The sequence below is a fragment of the Pseudoalteromonas sp. 20-92 genome, from assembly GCF_030847595.1.
Lineage (GTDB): Bacteria > Pseudomonadota > Gammaproteobacteria > Enterobacterales > Alteromonadaceae > Pseudoalteromonas > Pseudoalteromonas fuliginea.
This window is the reverse complement of sequence record NZ_JANJGQ010000009.1, coordinates 64456-85047: the sequence shown is the minus strand read 5'-3', so window position 1 is coordinate 85047 and position 20592 is coordinate 64456. Positions and strand designations below refer to the sequence as shown.

The window sequence follows — 20592 nt, the reverse complement described above, 5'->3', positions numbered from 1 at the left end:
TGGGTATAAAAAGAAACTGTGTGTTTATTTTATCAAATTTAAACTAAACGGGTAATTAAACGCTTTACCTTCATTAGCTTTAATACTTGCCAGTACAACCATTACAAACCCAAAAATTGCCACTAAAGGCAGTAATATTAAACCTATCACTGCAAACATCAGTACAAAACAAACTACATATGCAATTGCCATCGTTATTTGAAAGTTAAGCGCCTTTTTACCGTGCACGTCAACAATTGGCATCTCATCTCTTTTAATTAACCACACAATTAATGGCCCAATAATTGAGCCAAACGGCACAATAAATCCGGCAAGTGCACTTAAATGGCATAACATAGCCCACATACGGTCATCTTTATTAACTGGTTCAACCTGTTGATTTTCTTCCATAACATTCTCTTTTTTGTTTCATGTATGTTGCCTCTTAACTAAACAAATGTCTACAAATCAACTAACGTATTTACGTTTAAAAATCACAGCGCGAAATCCTGTGATAAAAAAGTGATAAGTTTGTGAGAGTTTTTGGAGACGATTATTCAATACTTAACTCGAATCATCACTTACAGGAAATAATAATGAAAGCTTCAACATTAACAATCGCAATTCTTTTAGCAGCAGCTAGCCAATCAACTATGGCCGCAGAGCTAGAACTAAAAATTACAAATTTAACTCAAGGTATGCACTTTACACCTGTGTTAATAACAGCCCACAATACTGAAGATAAATTGTTTCAAGTAACAACCGAAGCCTCATCAGCATTACAAGCGATGGCTGAAGGCGGAGATATTTCAGGTCTTATTGCACAAGCAAACGCTGCTGGTAGCGATATTGCTGCAAACCCGGCTGCTGGTTTACTTGCACCATCAACATCAGCAATGACAACATTAACAACATCAGACGGTAACAATTACTTATCAGTTACTGCAATGTTATTACCAACAAACGATGCTTTTGCTGGCTTAAACAGCTGGAAGATTCCTACAGAGCCGGGTACATATAGCGTTAATTTAAATGCTTACGATGCAGGCACTGAGCAAAACAATGAGCTTATAGTTGAAGGTTCTGGTGCGCCAGGCATTCCAGGTATGCCTGCGGCTCCAGGTGGTAATGCAGGTACTGGTGGTACTGGTTTAATCAGCAACGACACTAACACACTTGTTCATATTCACCCTGGTAACCTAGGTGACGACGATTTAACAGCTGGTAGTAGCGATGTTAGTAATACGGTACACAGATGGTTAAACCCTGTTGCAAAACTAACCGTTACGGTTAAGTAGGAGCACCATTATGTCATCTTTTAAAAATTTAAAAAGAAGCGCGATAGTACTTGCGCTTGCAACAACGCTTGCTGCATGTGGCGGTAGCGACAGCGATAATAACGAACTAGAGCAAGTAGCAGTACCAGAGCCAACCGCTGTTATTTATCAATTTGATGTAACGGTAAGTAACTTAACTGCTGGTCAGCCGTTTTCACCAATTGCTGTTATTGCGCATAAAGAAGGTGCGCTATGGCAAATTGGTAGTCCTGCTTCTGTAGGATTAGAGTTAATGGCTGAAGGAGGCGATAATAGTCAACTTTTAACATTTGAAAATGGGATTGCTAATGCATCAAGTGAAAACCCTGTTGGGCCAGGCGGAACGACAACCGTTACAATCACGACAGATACACTAGACGCATTAAAATTATCATTTGCTACAATGATGGTGAATACAAACGACGGCTTTACCGGTCTTAGTGCTTTAGATGTATCTGCATTAGCTGTTGGTGACTCAATTGCACGCAATACCGTTGCTTATGATTCAGGTACAGAAGCGAATACAGAATCGGCTGGTACATTCCCAGGTCCTGCGGATAATGGCGAAGGCTTTAACGAAGTACGCGATGATGTTAATTTTGTAGCAAGGCACCAAGGCGTAGTTACTAATGAAGATGGTCTATCAAGTTCAATACTAAGCCCTGAGCATAGGTTTGATAATCCATTGGCCAGAGTTGTTATTACCCGGACTCAGTAATAAATATTATTAATACTTAAATATTAATATACCAGCTTGTAATGGGGAAGTAAGGGAGCATGGACGCCCCCCTTTTTACGAGGATATATTATGCGTCATGAAAAACTACTTATCGTAGAAGACGATCGAGAAATAGGTAAATTAATTACTACACAATTAGCTTCACTTAACTTACATGTTGATCATGTTGTGAGTGCCGAGCTTGCTTTAAAAAAAATAGCTAAGCACCCCTACGGACTCATTTTACTCGATATAAACTTACCGCAAATGGATGGTTTAAGTTTATGCAGAAAAATAAAAGAGCACCACCCAACTACATCCGTTATTTTACTCACAGCGCTTAGTAGCGATATGGACAGAGTAATTGGCCTTGAAATGGGCGCTGATGACTATATTTGTAAACCCTTTTTTGCACGTGAGCTACAAGCCAGAGTAAAGACCCAATTGCGCCACAGAGCACAATTACTTGCCAGTCAGAATAACGATAACTCACCCGTTGATAGCGAACAAACGCTAAACGTAGGCTCACTCCACATTGAGTTCAGTTCGCACCAAGTTTATTTAGGCAAGCAAGCACTCAATCTTACTGCAACCGAATTTGATCTACTCGTATACTTTGCACGCCATCCTAATCATGTATTTAGCCGACAACAATTACTCGATAAAGTATGGGGTTACCAACATAGTGGTTACGAGCATACTGTTAATTCACATATAAACCGCTTACGCGCTAAACTAGAAGAACATCAGCAAGCGCCGATCATAGAAACCGTTTGGGGTGTGGGTTATAAACTAAACCCGAGCCAACTAAATTAAGACACCTACTATGAAACTATCTTTGTACCAAAAATTAGCTGTATCGTTAGTGGTCATTTTTTGTTTTATTTGCGCCCTAGTTTACGGCTGGAGCAAGCAACTAGAACTAACATCAAAACATCATGCAGAACAAAACCTACACCTAGCTTTAGCGGAGCATTTAGTACAAGATAACCCACTAATAAAAGAAGGTGTTTATGACTACAAAGCGCTTGAAAACCTTTTTCATACTTTAATGTTATTAGGCCCCGCGTTTGAGTTTTATTTTGTAGACGAAACGGGAAAGATTCTCACTTATTCGGCAGAGCCGGGTAAAGTTAAACGCACTCATATTAGCTTGACACCTTTAAAAAGACTTATTAACGACCCTAATGCAACACCTATTTATGGAGATAACCCTCGCAACCAAGAACAACAAAAAATATTTTCGGCTGCGCCTGTGTTTAATAAAGATAAGCTGCAAGGTTACCTGTATGTCATCATCGGTGGCGAGGCTTATGACACCTCTCTAAGCACTATAAAAAATAATGACAAGCTATGGTTGGCCGCTTTGTGGCTTGGATCTGCGCTGGTATTTTTATTTATTGCTATGCTCATTTTATTGCGCTTTTTTACGAATCCGATTCAACGACTTGCCCGTGACGTAAGTAATATAGAAGCCGCTAATTACAGCCTTACCGATACTAGGCTTAGTGACTATTCAACGCAGAAAAGCAACGAGGTACATAGCTTAGGTCGAAGTATTCAAGCCATGCTTACCCGTATTAACGAGCAATTTAAAGCACTTGAACAAGGCGATAAACAACGCAAAGAGCTACTGACTCATTTATCACACGACTTACGTACACCTCTGGCATCGCTGCAGGGCTTTTTAGAAGTGTTAAATCAGTCGGGCCAGCAATTAAGCCAAAAAGAACAACAAGAATACTTACAAGTGTCGCTTAATAATTGCGGACAATTAAAATTACTCATAGAGCAAATATTTGAACTTGCCCATTTAGAAAATGGCGAAATAAACATAAATAAAGAAACCTTTAATTTAGGCGAGTTAATTTATGACTGCATTGCTAAATTTAGCTTAGCTGTAAATAAAAAGGGTATTCATTTATCGGTAGAACCTGCAATTTGTGATTTCCCCGTTGTAGCCGATATCGCAAAATTAGAACGCGTATTAAGTAACTTAATTGATAACGCTATTAGGCATACGCCTAGCGGTGGTAGCATTGCAGTACATGTAAAGCGCAGTGGCGACAATCAGCTATTCGTGCATGTTTCAGATACTGGCGTTGGAATAAAACAAGATGAACTGAGTGCTATTTTTAATCCTCACTATCAAGCAAGTAATTCTAATAAAGCGGGTCGTCAGCAAGGTGGTTTAGGACTAGCTATTTGCAGAGGATTATTAAAGCTTATGGATAGCGAAATATACGTGCAAAGTGAAATTGGCAAAGGCACTATGTTTAGCTTTAATTTGCCACAAAAAAAGGTGCTTTCTTAAAAAGCACCTTACATTTTTATTTATTTTAAATATATAAATTAACTACTTTTTAATACCCGCTAAATCAAGCATAAATGCATAGTTTAGCGCGGTATCTTCTAAGCGCTTAAAGCGACCCGATGCACCACCGTGCCCTGCTTCCATATCTATTTTAAACAGTAATTTATTGTCATCAGTTTTATAGTCACGCAGCTTAGCAACCCATTTAGCTGGCTCAAAGTATTGAACTTGTGAATCGTGCAAGCCAGTCGTTACTAGCATATTAGGATATGCTTGCTTAGATACTTGGTCGTATGGCGAGTAAGATAGCATGTAATCGTAATACGCTTTTTCGTTCGGATTACCCCATTCGCCATATTCATTTGTTGTAAGCGGAATACTCGCATCAAGCATCGTGGTTACTACATCAACAAACGGTACCGCAGCAACCATGCCTTTATAAAGCTCAGGCGCTTGGTTTGCTACTGCGCCCATTAATAAGCCACCAGCACTGCCACCTAACGCAAATATTTCATCTTTTGCGCCATACTTTTGAGAAACCAATGCTTTGGTTACATCAACAAAGTCATTAAACGTATTCTTTTTAGTAAGTAGCTTGCCGTCTTCGTACCAAGGACGACCTAGCATTTGCGAGCCACGTACATGGGCAATTGCAAATACAAAGCCACGGTCTAACAAGCTCAAGCGTGAGCTGGAGAACGTTGGATCCATCGTTGCCCCGTACGAACCATAACCGTACTGCAGCAATGGATTTGTACCGTCTTTTTTAAACGCATCTTTACGATAAACCAAACTTACCGGTACTTTTATACCGTCACGCGCAGTTACAAAAATGCGCTCTGAGGCATAGTTGTCAGCACTAAAGTCGCCCAATACAGTTTGTTGTTTAAGTAATGTTTTGTTGCCTGTTGCTAAATTTACATCGTATGATGAATCAGGCGTTGTCATGCTTGTGTAGTAAACACGTAACGTGCTGCTATCTATATCGTTATTGCCATAAGTACCAATTGTATAAGCGCTATCGTTAAAGCTCAGTGGTAACTCTTTACCTGTTTTTAAATCACGCGCAATAAGTTTTGACTGACCCATTTCACGCTCTTGGTAAACTAAGTAGTCATTAAATAAATCAATGCCTTCGAGTTTAATACCGTCGCGCGCTGGGATCACACTTTGCCAATTAGCTTTGTCGCCTGCTCTATCAATATCCACTTTCATCAGCTGAAAATTTACAGCATCTAAGTTAGTTACAATATAGTAGGTATTCCCTAGTTTAGATATTTCATATTCAAGCCCAGCTTCACGCTCAATTAAGCGTTTAGGCATTGCCTTAGCATCATCAGCACTTAATACCGAGACGCCGGAGGCGGCTGTGCTGCTGTGCCAAATATAAATTTCTGACTCATCTTTACTTTTACTCATACCCATGTAGTAACTGGTATCAGTTTCTTCGTAAATTAGCTCATCATCAGCTTGTGGTGTACCTAATGTATGACGATAAACTTGATAACCTAGTAGAGTTTGTAAATCTTTTTTAATGTAGTAAACCGTTTTATTATCGTTTGCCCACACAATGCCACCGTTAGTGCCCTCAAGTGTGTCTTCGAGTAATTTACCGGTTGTTAAATCTTTTATTTTTATACTATAAATACGACGACTAACAGTATCTTCGCCATAAGCCATTAAATTGCCATTCGGGCTTACATCTAAGCCACTTACCGCATAATAATCATGGCCTTTAGCAAGCTCATTTACATCTAAAATAACTTGCTGATCGGTACCTGCAAAATCGTTGCTGCGTAAATAAGTAGTGTACTCGTTATCGCCACGTGTTTGCGTTGAGTAAAAATAATCACCGCTTTTAACTGGGACTGAATCATCGTCTTTTTGAATACGCCCTTTTAGCTCCTCAAACAATTCACTTTGCAGCGTTTTAGTATGTGCAAGCATTGCATCTGTGTATGTATTTTCAGCTTCTAAATAGTTAATCACCTCTGGCGCTTTACGTTCGTCATCACGTAACCAATAGTAATCATCTATACGTGTATCCCCATGAATAGTCATTTCATATGGCACTTTTTTAGCAATGGGTGCAATAGCTTGGGCTACTTGAACAGTTTTAATTTGTGTATTATTTTTTTGAGTCTCTTCTGGGGCTTGATTACAACCACTTAAGATAGCTATCGACAGTGCAGCAAATGCAAAGGGGGTACGTTTCATCAGTCAAAGTCCTTGTTGTATTTAATTTTTATTAAGTAATACCAACTTAATCAATTTGAGAGATTAAACCTGACGTTAACTGTGTCAAAATTTCTGATATAGAACAACTAAATAACGAAATTTTTGCCTTGTTATCGACAGGATTTTCTTAACTCAAAGTAGCTCATTTAATTAAGCAGATTGGTATAAATATATCTAAAATTAGAATTTGTCGTTATTTAATTTGAGAAGCCATGTAAAAAGGGAGCCGAAGCTCCCTTTATATAACAGTTAAGTTATAAAATTACTTTTGTTTACGACGACGCATAAATGCAAACGGCGCTACTAGTAATGTTAACCATGCAAGAGAACCAGAAGAGCTTTTCTTCTTAGTCTCAACAACTGGAGGTACTACCACTTCAGCAACGCTAACGTTAACCATTACAGGTTCAGAAACATTACCGCGTACATCAATTGCCACAACTTGAATTTCAGCTGATGAATTTCCAACTAACAACTCTGTATTTACAACAACTACTTGACCTTGCTCATCAACACCTAGACCAATATTGGTATTAGACTGAACGAAGTACTCCGAAACGTCTAAGTCAAAATCAGACTCCGTAATTGTTAATTTACCAACAACTGTGCCATTTTCTGCATCTTCAGAAACTGTAAATTCACCACCAACTAACATTGGAGCTTCAATTGCAGGAAGCTCTAAATCAGCACTTGCCATTGCTTTAACAACACCCAGGCCAGATGTTTGCGATAATGCAAATGGACCGCTAGCTTCAACAATCGCTTTTTCACCAGGTTTAAGTGATGAAACCACTTCGCCTGTCTCTAATGACGTTAATGCTACAGTAGGAGAAGTACCAAATAACGTTGAACCTTCAACGCTGTCTGTTTCAGAAAACACACCCGTTTGATAAGCAGGGCTACCTACTGAAGCTTTAAAGTTCATTTGCTCGCCAATTAGCGAAGCATCTACGTTAAATAAGTTTGTACACGCAGAGAATGTAACCGTGTTCTCACCCGCTGAATGAAACATCGGAGTAACCCATGCTAAAGAGTCGTTACCCGCACCATCTGTTGTTCCAATTACTGTACGGCTACGACCTGGGAATGCAGTTTGACGACCACGGTCGTTATAGTTTTGCATAATTTGATCATATACGCCGTCATTATCTGTATCTATTTCAAGTCTAACGCCAGCTTGGAATACATGAGTTAATGGGTCACGTAATTGGATAGACGATGTTACAAAGATACCCGAATCACAAGAGTCATCAGCAAAAGCAGAGAAAGTAGTCGAAATAATATTAAATTCAGCTTCTTCTCGTGTTTTTTCAGTACCCATTGCAATAATGGTTTCTGCGAACGGCGTAATTTCTGTTTGACCACTATTTTCAACGATAAGTGCCATCTCGTTGTCTATAATTTGAGATGAAACACTTAGCGCTGTCGCTGCTTTTGGCATTACGTGATACACAACGTGTAAATCATGATCTGTATCTGTACTTGCATCATCAAATACTAATGCACCATCAAACTCTACTGAAGTAAGTGCTGCGCTTCTTGCTGCAATATCGTCAGCACTAAACGGGTTTTCTAATTCCCATACTGGCAGTTTTGTAGGATCAACAGTTAGTACCACGTCAAAATTCATTGACTGACCTGCAGGAATTGTTACTGATGCAGGGAAATCCCAACTAATTGCAGCTGTATCTTCATCATTCTGGTAACGCGCTTCAGTGCGTAGTGCATACGTTTTAGCGTCTGATGAAAAGTTTTTAACCGTTACAGTCTGCGTTAACGACTCTGTTTCAGTCATAGACACCAGACCAAAAGAAAGCGCAGCTTGCTTAGTATTAAATTGTGTATTATTAACCCATGCAGCTACTGGTAAATTAACTGCTTTAGTTACGTCAACTAAGCCTGAACCAATCATACTAATTGGAGCAAGCTTTGAGTCAGGGTTAGTTGCTAGCGGCTCGTTGGTTACATTTAGGTCAGCTGCATTCATGATCGTAGCTTTAATTTCAAATGCATTACGCTCAGGGTGAGCTTCGCGAATCATCGCAACGGCACCGGCAGTTATAGGGCCAGAGAAAGACGTACCATCTACTGGTGATAGTCCATCTTGTGTGCCTGCGGCGGCGACTAATATAGCCGTTCCTGGTGCAGTAATTTCAGGCTTTAATAAACCATCCATAGAAGGACCACGAGAAGAGAAAGTTGCTACGGCTCCCGATGTTGTTTTAACTTTAACATCAATATCAAATGTTGCCGTATCACCTGCCGCTAATTGCGCTTTTAAAGCAACACCTGCGGCAAAATTAATACCTACATTTTTAATCGTAACAGCAGCGTTACTGCCACCCATAGGTGCAGGGGTACCATCATCTGTATTATTAGCAATCAGTACAAATTCAGCACCTTTTTTCTGTGCATTAAGTACTTTAACTGTAAATGCACACGTGCCACGGTCAATTAATACTGCTTTACCTGTAAAATCAACATCAGCGGTAAACTCATCACAACCATTTTGGTTAGCATCAGGGTAAACTAATTCAATATCAGCGCCTGAAATAGCATAGTCAGCCTGCAAACCAAACCCTGAACCTTGGATATTACCTTCAACGCCCGCAACAGTACCAGTAGCTATACTAACTTGAGCTGTTGGGTGCGTCATCGCGCCTACAGATAGTGCATTCGGTGTTGTACTTGGGCCACCAACACGAAATGGGTTATCGCCGTCATTACCAGCAGAAATAACCATATTTACACCCAAATCAACGGCGCGTTGAATTAGGTACTGCGCACCACCACCTGTGTATGTATCACCAAACTCGCCACCGAGTGACATATTCATTACATCGACACGATCAGAAATGTCACCATCCCCATTAGGATCCATAGCAGCTTCTAATGCTGCAACTTGTGCCGCACTTGGACAGCCACCACCACATACAGAATAAACATATAGCTCTACATCCGGTGCAATACCATTAACTGAGTGTGAAGAAGATGTACCGTGATTTGTTGGCTCATCAACATCAGCAATAACAACAACAGGATCGTTTTCAATTGGATCAGCATCATTGCGAATAAAATCGAAACCACCTTTTACAATACCTTGTGGCCAAGTAACTGCAGCTGGATCTGCTTGAGCAGCATCATATGCCTCAACAGTACCCGCGCCATCAAATGCTTTGTGAGTATAATCAATACCTGTATCTAAAACAGCTACTCGCTGGCCTTTACCGCTTACAATACCCTCATCGATTAAAGGTTTAGCATGAATATAGTCCGACGTTGCAGCTACATGTAACTCGTTATCAAACATAGGTAATACTTTAGCTACACGTGAGTCTTTTGCTATTTCAGCTAATGCTTCTGGTGATGCTTGAACTATTAATGTTGGTGCTAGTATTTTAGTTTTACCAATTACTTTCGCATCAAAATCTAAGCTATTGAGCTCTAAAGTCATTGTATCTTGAAGCTGCTCAATATTTGCCGTAATTTCACGGTTGTTTGATGCCTGATAAGTACCATTTACAAATCCATCAACAGAGGTCGTCGCACGAAGTACGATCATATATGCTGATGGTTCTTTCTGTGCAGAAACAGTGTCTTTAACTTGCTCTGCTTGGTGATGAGCAATAGTAACTGTAGGTAAAGTTGTTGCACTTGCGAATGTTGCAATAAACGCACTTGATACTGCAGTTGCTATTGCAGTTCTTTTTATTATGTTCTTAGACATTATTTCCCCTGGGACGAGTTTTATATTATTGTGCTTATACCAATCGTAATTGGCTTGTAACTAGAATATAAAACTTTACACCCACCCTGAGCAACACCTTGATTACAAACAAATTACAATGCGTCTACACAAAGACCAAAAACAAGCCTAAGCAATTGATTTGAAGTAACAATAATTCAATTTAAATTTGTAAACAAGTGTAAACAAACCGACCTTTTTGAGACAAATATGAATAATGAAGTGATTAACATATTAACTATGGCTAAAGTAATTCAAACCGCAGTGGCTCCTGTGTTCCTCATAACCGGGATTGCTGCCACACTGGGTGTTTTATCTAATCGCTTAGCACGAATTACCGATAGGGCACGTCAATTAGAACGCAGGTTAAAGGTAAGTACAGATGAAGATTTCAATAAGTCACTGGCTACAGAACTTCGCGCCCTTTTAAAGCGCTCTCGATGTATACATATCGCTTTTAGCTTGAGTGTTTTAAGTGCTTTGCTTGTATGTGCCGTTGTTATGCTGTTGTTTTTATCACATATTCAATCTGTAAATTTAGGCGTTACAATTGCCTGCTGCTTTGTTGCAGCAATGGCATTGCTTATATGTGCCTTTATGTCTTTACTTGGCGAGGTATTTTTAGCAACTCGAAGCATGCGTCGCGGGATGATATTTGCTGACATAGACATAAACGATTAAATTTTAATTAAACCCATCGCATTTGCTTGAATAAATACGATGTTAGATACAATATACTTAATTAATAATTAAAATTTTCAACAGGGGCAAACATGAAATTAAAAAACGTATTAGCAACAATAGCGCTAGCAACGTGTGCATTTAGCGTATCGGCAAATTCTGCATTTAAAGAGCCAAGTGACGCCATTGAGTATCGCCAAGCTGCATTTTCAATGATCTCAGTACAAATAAGCGATATGGGTGCAATGCTAAAAGGCAAAGTACCTTTTGACGCAGAGCAATTTAAAAAGCGTGCTAACAACGCAGCTGCACTTTCAAAAATGCCATGGGAAGCGTTTTACGAAGGAACAGATAAAGGCGACACAGCTGCACTTGCTGCTGTTTGGGCTGAAAATGCAACCTTCGTTGAAAAAGCGAATGCTTTTGCAGCAAATGCAGATAAGCTAGCGTTAGCTGCTCAATCAGGCGATAAAGCCGTAATCGGTAAAGCTTTTGGTGCATGGGCTAAAGGCTGTAAAGATTGCCATAAACAATTTAAAGATTAATTATTATTGTTTTAGCTGCTTGATGAAGTAACAATAAGTAATAAAAAAGCACGGAACGGTTAACCGTTCCGTGCTTTTTTGTATCTATTTTTGAAATACATATATTACTTATTAAACTAAACCTTAACTGGGCTGCGTTTAAATATACGCTTAATAAGCCCCGACAAGCGCTTAAACAAATTACCAACATCGCTTAATATGATATACAAACATGGTACCAATATAAGCGTTATTAATGTTGCAAACATCACTGCAAAACCAAGCGCTACCGCCATAGGTATTACAAACTTAGCCTGCAGGCTTGTTTCAAACATAATGGGCAATACGCCTGCAAATGTAGTGATTGAAGTAAGTAATATAGGTCTGAATCGAGCACAACCGGCATCTATTACAGCATTTTTAATACTAACACCTGCTTTACGGGCTTGATTCACATAATCGGTCATAACGAGTGAGTCGTTTATAACCACCCCAGCTGCAGCAATAATACCAAAGCCTGACATTAAAGTTATATCCAAACCAAACCAGTAATGCCCCCATATTGCTCCCGTTAAGCTAAATGGAATCACCGACATAACAATAAGTGGTTGCGCATAACTCTTAAGGGGTACGGCTAATAAGATATACACCAAAATCATGCCGCCGAAGAAAAACATCTTCTGCTGATTAGCTTGATCTTGTTGCTCTTCAATGGCGCCACCAAGTTCAGACTTAACACCTGGGTACTCTTCTTTAAGCTGTGGTAGTAATTTTTCTTTAATTTGATCTACAACTTCGTTTGGCTCAATCACTTCCTCATCAATGTTGCCATAAACATACACTGTACGATAACCCCCTTCGCGGCGGATATAACTAATACCTGGTGTTTCTGTTAGCTCTACTACATCACCAAGAAGCACTTCTCGACCTTGCGGGGTAGTAACAACCGCATGCTTAAGTGACGAAAATGCCTCTCGAGTCAGTTTAGGGTAACGCACCATTACACGTACTTCCTCGCCTCGGCGAATAACACGTTGAGCCTCACCACCGTAAAAGCTTGCCCCAACTTGATTTGCAATAGAAGCTAAGTCTAAACCTAAATCGTAAGCGACAGGTTTTAGGCTCATTTGCACTTCTTTACTGGCAGGATCTATTGTTGAGCTAATATCAAACAAACCTTCTTGCTGTTGCAGCAACTCTATAAAACGACGTCCTGCATTATTTAATGTATCAATATCAGAGCCATATAATAAATAACCAAATTCGCCGTCACTCCCCCCTCCATTTACATCATCATAAATGGTTAATGATTTAACACCGGCAATATCAGGCATGGCTTCGCGCCAACGGCGTGATAATTCAAATGCGTTATAAGGCCGTACACTTTCATCAACAAGAGGTACAAGCACTTGTGCTTCAGTTCGGCCTTGGTTATAGACTAAAATATCTCTTATGAGCTTTTGACCATATTTGCGCTCGGTATCTTCATCAATCGCAATCACCATCGCTTCTATTTCACGAATAGCATTTATTGTTTGTATGTCAGATACATTGTCATTCATTTCTAGATTTATTTGCGGGTAGTCATGCGGGATTTTTGGCATAAACCCGGTACGAACTTGATTTGATGAGATTAAAGCAAAGGTTACGATTAATAGAGCAATAAATGAAAATAATACTGACCAACGCCATTCAACACAACGTACAACAAAGCGCTTATATGGGCCATTTACTAAACCAAAAAATCGCGTATTAAACCGATCTCGCCAGCCCCCCTCTTTTATTGGTGAAAAATGAGTGTGGGCAATATGGGCAGGCAAAATCAACTTTGATTCAATCAAACTAAATACCAAACACAGCATTACCACCACAGCTATACCATAAAAGAAGGCACTTTCTGGACCTGTAGATAACGTAAATGGAGCAAATACTGCAATGGTAGTTAGTACACCAAAAGTTGCGGGGGTTGCTACGCGTTTTGCGCCATTAACCACATTAACAACACCGCCGCCTTTTTTCTCTATTTCGGTGTAGGCACTTTCGCCTATGACAATGGCATCGTCCACCACAATCCCTAGCACCATAATAAAAGCAAAAAGTGATAAAATATTAATGGTTACACCAAACAGTGGCATCATCATCATTGCGCCCAAAAAGCACACTGGTAAACCAATCATTACCCATAATGCCAACTTAAAGCGTAAAAAGATTGATAGCATAATTGCAACCAAAATAGCGCCCTGAATGAGGTTTGTAACCATCATATCTAAGCGGGCATTTAAGTAATACGTGAAATCCATTAATGGCTCTAAACGAACCCCCAGGGGTAGCTCTTTGTTTTTTAATTCTATAAATGCTTTTACTGAATCAGCAACTGGGATAATACTTTGCTCTTCAGTCGCTTTTACCGATATATAAACCGCATTTTCACCATTGAATTTAAAGTAACGCTCACCCTCAGTGAACTGATCTTTAATCACGGCAATATCTTGCAGTAACACTTTAGCGCCATTAGCCCCTATTTTTACCGGTATTTGTCTAAATTCTTCACCAGAGTAAAACTGATTTTCGACGCGAACAGAAATAACACCTGCGTCTGTTTTTAGCTGCCCCGCCGAAAAGTTAGCTGAGTAACGACGCACTGCATTCATTACATCACTAAGGGTTAGGTTATATTGACGCAGCGTATCGGGTTCGATTTCAATTGCTATTTCATCAAGAGGAACATCGTTTACCACTAACGACACGTTAGATAGCTGTAGTAACTCATCTTCTATTTGGTTTGCTATAGGCTTAAGCTCAGTTAGCGGTATGTCAGCAACGAGCGTCATACCTATAACATCTTGCCTAAACTCAACTTGACTTATGGTGACCGGTTCCATACCGGCTGGAAACGTTGCTATACCATCAACCCGTAATTTAACTTTATCGAGTATATCGGTCAGCTCTACATCAGTATTAATTTCAAGACTTGCTGTACCGCCATTTCTAAATGCCCTGTACACGCCTTTTTTAATTTCGGTCACATCTTTTAGCGACTCTTCAATTTTTATAAGTATGCTTTCTTCTATTTCTTGTGGTGAAGCGCCAGGATAGTTAGCTTCAATATTAATGTAGTTAATTTCTACATTAGGGAACATTTGGCGTTGGATATTTAGAAAGCTAATGATCCCCATCACCACAATAAAAATCATCATTAGGTTGGCAGCAACGGAGTTATTGGCAAAATAAGCAATAATACCGGTTTGTTTTTCAGCGTTAGACGCTGTATTTGGTAGTTCAGTGTTACTCATAACTCAGCCTACCTTTATAATTTTTCAGTGGAAGCATTTTCAAGTGCCTCTGTTTTTTTAGTATCTTGAAGGCCCGCAATTTTTACAGCCATACCTTTTTGCGGATACTCTGGCAACGTAATCACTAGCTTGTCATTAGCTTGCAAACCATCACTGATGTAAAAGTACTCACCCTCTTCACGAATAACTGTAACTTTGCGCGGCTCAAGTTGCTGCTCTTCATTAACGATCCATACGGTTTTGTTATTAACTAACTCTTGCGGTAAACGGTAAATATTATTAAGCATTGCACCTGCAAAATTCACCTGTACGTAGCTGCCAAACTTAATGGCTGGTTGTATATTCTTAAGACCGTATGGGTCTTCTATACGCACTACTAAACTGCTCATACGCGTAGCGTTATCAACAATCCCTAGGTCGCGGTCAATTACACCTTCTCGGGTAAAGCTGTTTAGGCCTTTTTGAATAATCGTTGCGGTAATACCTTTAATACGTTCTGGCAAAAAAACGCTATCGAACCCTGCGATAGGAATAATCACTTCAGCGGTCTCAATATTATTGAGTTCAGCAACTTGCGAACCCATAGTGACAAACTGTCCAACACCTATATTTCGACTAATCACCAATGCGTCGTAAGGGGCTGTAACATCACAATTATCCAAATCACGTTGCGCGCGCTTTAATGCTGCTTGCGCCGACTTTACAGATGCTTTTGCACTGAGCACTTGAGGCTTACGTAAAAATAAATCTGTGCGCGCTTTACTTGGAAAGCGCTTGGCTTCGTCTTCGGCTACTTGCGCTTGAGCTTGTTCTTCAATTAAACCGGCTTGCGCGCGGGCAAGCTCGGCCTCTGCAACAAGTACTGCTGCTTCGTAGTTATCTTTTTCAATAGTAAATAGCGTCTCGCCACGAGCAACTACACCACCGGCTACAAAATTAGGATGCCAACTTAACACCTCGCCCGACACCTGCGCCGAAAGCTGTGTATTTTCAAGTGGTCTTACTTCGCCGTAGCTATTAATGATAACTTGGTGATCATTTGCTGCCACAGGCTCAACTTGCACCGTTGGACGAGCATCAATAACTTCTTTTTTTTCTGATTCTTTTGCAATAGCGTTAATTGCCATAAAACCAACGATACCTAAAGCAAGCGCGACGAATGGAAAAACCCATCTAAGTGAATTTGATTGCATATCTTATTTATCCCTAAAATTCTATTAACACCATAATACCAGAGCTATACGAAACATTAAGATGACATTTGTAAGCAACTGTTGCAAATACATCCAAATTACAACTTTATATAAGTATAAAAGATGAATAAAATGGTGATTCATCTCATTCGTTATATTTTGTTACAAACTTTTATTTATTTATATCAATTAATTAGCTTTGAACGCTTAAATTTCATCGCGAAGATGTGCGAAATTAAATTAATTTACGTACAGTCCAATTAAATTAACAAATATTAAAAGTCTCAAAATGAAATTAACGTCCATCACCCTTGCGCTTAGCTTAGCGTTTGGCAGCCATGCATTTGCAGCCGATAAAAAAGACGAAAAAGAGTCAAAAACACTTAGCGAAATGATCAAAGGACAAACCGAATTTGCCGGTATATTTAGCCTCTATCAAGACGAAAAAACCGGTAAGCACCTTATGGTGATTAACGAATCCCAACTCAATACGCCGTTTGTGTATTTTGCGCACACTGTCGATGGCGTTACAGATGCAGGCCATTATCGTGGTGCATACCGTGAAACTAAGTTAATTGAATTTAGAAAATACTTTGACCGTATCGATATTATTAGCAAAACACCTCGCTACAAATTTGACGAAAACAGTGCTATTTCAAAAGCGAGTGATGCCAATATTAGTGAAGCGGTACTTGCGAGCATTAAAATAGAAAAAGAAGAAGATGGAAAAATAGCATTTAATGTAAATAAGCTATTTTTAAGCGAAGCACTTCACAAAGTATCACCTACGCCAAACCCAGCGGATAAAAATGCCAAAAAGCGCTTTAAAGTAGGTAAATTAGACGATAAAAAATCACGCATTATTAAACAGCGTCCTTATCCTAACAACTTAGACGTGGTTGTTGATTACGTATTTACTAACCCAAGCCCAAGGGTACGTGGCTCAAATGCAGTAAGCGACCCGCGTAGCGTATCGGTAAAAGTTCAGCACTCGTTTGTCGCTCTACCTAGCAATAACTACGCACCACGTATGGATGATGCGCGCATTGGTTATTTTACAAATCAATTCGATCAAATGACATCTACCGATTGGGCACCTTATCAAGATGTTATAAAACGCTGGGACTTACAAAAGAAAGACCCAAGTGCAGCGCTTTCAGAGCCAGTAAAACCAATTACTTGGTGGATAGAAAACACCACACCCATTGAATGGCGCGATACTATTCGTGACGCTGTTTTAACGTGGAATACCTCTTTTGAAAAAGCCGGCTTTAAAAATGCCTTAGAGGTAAAAGTACAACCAGACGATGCAGACTGGGATGCGGGCGATATCAATTACAACGTACTGCGTTGGACTTCGTCACCTAAGCCTCCATTTGGCGGATACGGGCCAGCACTTGCTAACCCATTAACAGGCGAAATACTGGGCTCAGATATTATGCTTGAGTTTGTATTTATGAAAAACCGCTGGATTTACGACACACTTTTCACACAAGGAACAATGAGCCACGGTGAAACAACAAATACCGGCGAGCTAAATTGCTCTCTTGGGCATGAGATTCAACAAAATCTAATGCTTGCCAAAGGCCTTGCTAGCGGCGACAAAATTGAAGATAAAGAAATGCTTCGCCAAGGTTTAACGCAACTGGTACTTCACGAAGTAGGCCATACTTTAGGTCTTAACCACAATATGAAATCATCTATTTTGTGGGATGAAAAAGAAGTACACGACAAAAACAAAACCCAAGGCATAGTAACCGGCTCTGTTATGGATTATGCACCGGCTAACATTGCCCCAATTGGTGTGCAGCAAGGTGATATTTTTCAAACAAAACCAGGTCCTTATGATGATTGGGCAATTAATTACGGTTATAGCGTATCACTTGCAGATGAAGCGGCTGAGCAAGCTCGACTTGAAAAAATACTTGCTCGTTCAAGTGAACATGCCCTTGCCTTTGGTAACGATGCAGACGATATGCGCGCACCAGGTCGCCATATCGATCCACGTGTAATGATTGGTGATTTGTCGTCAAACCCTGCTGCCTATGGCGCAGATCGTATGGCACTTATCAATAAACTATTTACTGAACTAAAAGATAAAGCAACGGTTAAAGGTGAGTCCTACCAACAGCTTGTTACCTCTGCTAATAACTTATTTGGTCAGTACCGAGCTCAAGCAGGTGTGGTTTCTCGCCAGATTGGTGGCGTATACGTTGAGCGCGCTGTAGTAGGTGATACAAATGCAGATAAACCATTTACACCGGTATCGCTTGGGCGTCAAACACAAGCAATGGATATACTAGCAAAGTTTGTATTTGCGCCAGATGTACTACAAAACATGCAACCTCTTTATAGCTACTTACAGCTGCAACGTCGTGGCTTTAATCACTTTGGCAAAAATGAAGACCCTAAAGCACACCAAATGATTTTAGGGATGCAAAAGTCTGTACTTGCGCAGCTATTACACCCTGCTGTGTTACTGCGTATTTCTGACACAGCTCTGTACGGTAATGAATATAGCCTAACTCAGTTTATGCAAGATTTAACTGCCAGCATTTTTGTAAAAAGCAAAGACGCCAACTCTATTAGCCACAACTTACAAATTGAGTATGTTAACCAGCTAATCGCGATTGCAGGCCTTGGTAAAGCAAGTAAATTTGATAACCTAGCTAAAACCGCTGCGTTATATCAGCTAACTCAAATAGCCGATACCAGTGTTGCATGGGGTGCAGATACAGCAACTAAAGCGCATAAAAAATATATTGATCGCTTAATTGCAAAAGCGCTAGAAGCGTAAAGCAGCTCTAACAATTGAGTAAAACCAAGGCCACGTTTAACGTGGCCTTTTTTATAACAAGAACAATAAAGATTAAATATAAATAGTGCCTTCTAAATACCTTACAGCATGCCCGGTTAAGGTGACGGTTGTATCACCCACTTCGCAAGTTAGCTGCCCGCCTCTGCTTGAAGCTTGATAAGCGCTTAACGTAGTTTTACCTAATTGCAGCGCCCAGTAAGGTGCCAAGCCAGTATGAATAGAACCTGTCACATAATCTTCGTCGCCACCGCTTGCAGGCCAAAAATAACGAGATATAAAATCATATTCAGCACTTGGAGCAGTGGCCACTACATCAAGTGGATAAAGCGTTTTTAAAAGCTCTGAGCTAGTTTTTAATTCAAGTATTTGATCGGCATTTTCATAAATAGCAAAGTAAGCTTGGCGGTTTTTAAGCACTTTACTCGGTTGTATAGACAAGCCATCAAGCAATTGCTGCGGTACATTTTGCACTTCAACCGGTGCTTGTTTCGGAAAGGTCATTGCAAAGCTGCCATCAGCGTTTTTATTAACGATTAGCTCGCCCACCGCATCAGCAATAAAGCGAATTTGCGATATATTATGCTCTTCACATAAAACATAGGCAGCCGCAAGTGTGGCATGACCACAAAAGTCAATTTCCATTAACGGCGAAAACCAGCGAATAACAAAACTGCCATCGTCTTGCTGGCAGGTAAAAGCCGTTTCAGATACGTTATTTTCAGCGCCAATTTTTAGCATTAAATCGTCACTTAGCCACGATTTCAATGGGATCACTGCCGCATAGTTACCTTTAAATAACTCATTCGTAAACGCATCAATTTGATGAATAGTTAATTGCATTGTTTAAACTTTGTAATGATTAATAGCTTAAAACTGCCACACCTAAACTCAATTAGCACTTTTATTTTAGCTTTAAGCCATTACAGGTCGCACTCTATAATATTGCATACAGCCAAATTGCACAGCGTTTGTAAGCAACAACATAATAAACATAAGTAAGTGCGCAGTACTTGTGGCTGCATTTGAAAGCTCAACAACTAAGCCGCAAATACCAGCAATAAACTGCAAGCTAAAGTAGCGCGCGCTTAAATTACTTACATTACCCGTACGCAATGTTTTATAAGTTTGCGGCATAACACGTACCGAACTCATCACAAGGCCAACATACGTTAAAGCGCTTAATACCGTTGCAGTATCGAGGTTTGAATTCAAAAGCAGTGAAAAAGGCAGTAACGAAAAACCTAACATAGTAACCAGCTGTACACGCTCTCGTTTAGCTGCGTTGAAACGTGCAAAAAAATACAAAATAAGCCCGCTTAACGCACCGGTTACAATAAATGGTAATGCAATATAATAGCGCTCAAAGTAAATATTGTAGGTTATAAAATAAAGGCTTTGCGCTAACCCAAACGTCATCATCAATAGTGATAAACCTGAGACACTACGATTTTTTCGAATTTTGTTTAGTAGTGGTAAAAAACTAAAAACCAAAATAAAAGAAGACAATATAGGCAAATAATGCGCCAAAGCAACCTCACTCGTTACATAAATGTTAACTAGAAATGGAAATAAAAACATTTATTAAACATATGTTTTAAAAGGCTTTTACTATGAGCGCGGCATTGTAGAGCCGCGTAAATTTAACTCAACTAAATAGCAAAAACTTATTTTAGGTACTGGCAAGCTGAGTATACAAAAACCGTAGAATTAAGTTCACAGTTTGTTTGTTTTATTGAAATTCATTACTGAAACTTACAAATAAAAATGATAGTT

The 20592-nt window shown here is 39.7% G+C and carries 14 protein-coding genes; 7 read left to right on the top strand and 7 right to left on the bottom strand.

Annotated features, from left to right (window positions below):
* Nucleotides 1-24 precede the first annotated feature (24 nt).
* Nucleotides 25-390, bottom strand: coding sequence for a DUF4870 domain-containing protein (locus NRL14_RS10345; RefSeq protein ID WP_306724602.1), 366 nt, complete (start codon nucleotides 388-390; stop codon nucleotides 25-27).
* A 185-nt stretch (nucleotides 391-575) separates the two neighbouring features.
* Between NRL14_RS10345 and NRL14_RS10340 the strand changes: the two genes are divergently transcribed.
* From NRL14_RS10340 to NRL14_RS10325, 4 genes are all read left to right on the top strand, one after another.
* Nucleotides 576-1277, top strand: a complete 702-nt coding sequence (locus tag NRL14_RS10340) for a spondin domain-containing protein (RefSeq protein WP_306724601.1) — start codon at nucleotides 576-578, stop codon at nucleotides 1275-1277.
* Nucleotides 1278-1287: 10 nt separating this feature from the next.
* Nucleotides 1288-2013, top strand: a complete 726-nt coding sequence (locus NRL14_RS10335; RefSeq protein ID WP_306724600.1) for a spondin domain-containing protein — start codon at nucleotides 1288-1290, stop codon at nucleotides 2011-2013.
* A gap of 90 nt (nucleotides 2014-2103) precedes the next feature.
* Nucleotides 2104-2829 (top strand): response regulator transcription factor, encoded by a 726-nt coding sequence (locus tag NRL14_RS10330; protein WP_306724599.1) that lies wholly within the window; start codon nucleotides 2104-2106, stop codon nucleotides 2827-2829.
* Nucleotides 2830-2839: 10 nt separating this feature from the next.
* On the top strand, nucleotides 2840-4327 hold the full coding sequence (locus NRL14_RS10325; protein WP_306724598.1) for a cell wall metabolism sensor histidine kinase WalK: 1488 nt from the start codon (nucleotides 2840-2842) through the stop codon (nucleotides 4325-4327).
* A gap of 42 nt (nucleotides 4328-4369) precedes the next feature.
* Here NRL14_RS10325 and NRL14_RS10320 read toward each other — a convergent pair whose 3' ends face one another.
* Both NRL14_RS10320 and NRL14_RS10315 read right to left on the bottom strand, forming a co-directional pair.
* Nucleotides 4370-6544 (bottom strand): S9 family peptidase, encoded by a 2175-nt coding sequence (locus NRL14_RS10320; RefSeq protein ID WP_306724597.1) that lies wholly within the window; start codon nucleotides 6542-6544, stop codon nucleotides 4370-4372.
* A 283-nt stretch (nucleotides 6545-6827) separates the two neighbouring features.
* Complete coding sequence (locus tag NRL14_RS10315; protein WP_306724596.1) at nucleotides 6828-10292, bottom strand: S8 family serine peptidase; 3465 nt, start codon at nucleotides 10290-10292, stop codon at nucleotides 6828-6830.
* 228 nt (nucleotides 10293-10520) lie between these two features.
* Between NRL14_RS10315 and NRL14_RS10310 the strand changes: the two genes are divergently transcribed.
* Both NRL14_RS10310 and NRL14_RS10305 read left to right on the top strand, forming a co-directional pair.
* Nucleotides 10521-10991, top strand: coding sequence for a DUF2721 domain-containing protein (locus NRL14_RS10310; protein WP_306724595.1), 471 nt, complete (start codon nucleotides 10521-10523; stop codon nucleotides 10989-10991).
* 92 nt (nucleotides 10992-11083) lie between these two features.
* Nucleotides 11084-11536 (top strand): cytochrome c, encoded by a 453-nt coding sequence (locus NRL14_RS10305; protein WP_149605531.1) that lies wholly within the window; start codon nucleotides 11084-11086, stop codon nucleotides 11534-11536.
* A gap of 116 nt (nucleotides 11537-11652) precedes the next feature.
* On the opposite strand, the gene NRL14_RS10300 is transcribed toward NRL14_RS10305, so the two are convergent.
* Complete coding sequence (locus NRL14_RS10300) at nucleotides 11653-14808, bottom strand: efflux RND transporter permease subunit (RefSeq protein WP_149605532.1); 3156 nt, start codon at nucleotides 14806-14808, stop codon at nucleotides 11653-11655.
* 14 nt (nucleotides 14809-14822) lie between these two features.
* Nucleotides 14823-16001 (bottom strand): efflux RND transporter periplasmic adaptor subunit, encoded by a 1179-nt coding sequence (locus NRL14_RS10295; RefSeq protein WP_306724594.1) that lies wholly within the window; start codon nucleotides 15999-16001, stop codon nucleotides 14823-14825.
* A 289-nt stretch (nucleotides 16002-16290) separates the two neighbouring features.
* Here NRL14_RS10295 and NRL14_RS10290 point away from each other — a divergent pair, with 289 nt between their 5' ends.
* The gene (locus NRL14_RS10290; RefSeq protein ID WP_306724593.1) at nucleotides 16291-18798 is read left to right on the top strand and encodes a zinc-dependent metalloprotease; all 2508 of its coding nucleotides are present in this window, start codon (nucleotides 16291-16293) and stop codon (nucleotides 18796-18798) included.
* Between the two features lie 72 nt (nucleotides 18799-18870).
* Here the strand turns inward: NRL14_RS10290 and NRL14_RS10285 are convergent, their stop codons facing one another.
* Both NRL14_RS10285 and NRL14_RS10280 read right to left on the bottom strand, forming a co-directional pair.
* Nucleotides 18871-19659, bottom strand: coding sequence for a PhzF family phenazine biosynthesis protein (locus NRL14_RS10285; protein ID WP_306724592.1), 789 nt, complete (start codon nucleotides 19657-19659; stop codon nucleotides 18871-18873).
* A 72-nt stretch (nucleotides 19660-19731) separates the two neighbouring features.
* On the bottom strand, nucleotides 19732-20346 hold the full coding sequence (locus NRL14_RS10280) for a PQ-loop repeat-containing protein (RefSeq protein WP_033015705.1): 615 nt from the start codon (nucleotides 20344-20346) through the stop codon (nucleotides 19732-19734).
* Between the last annotated feature and the right edge of the window lie 246 nt (nucleotides 20347-20592).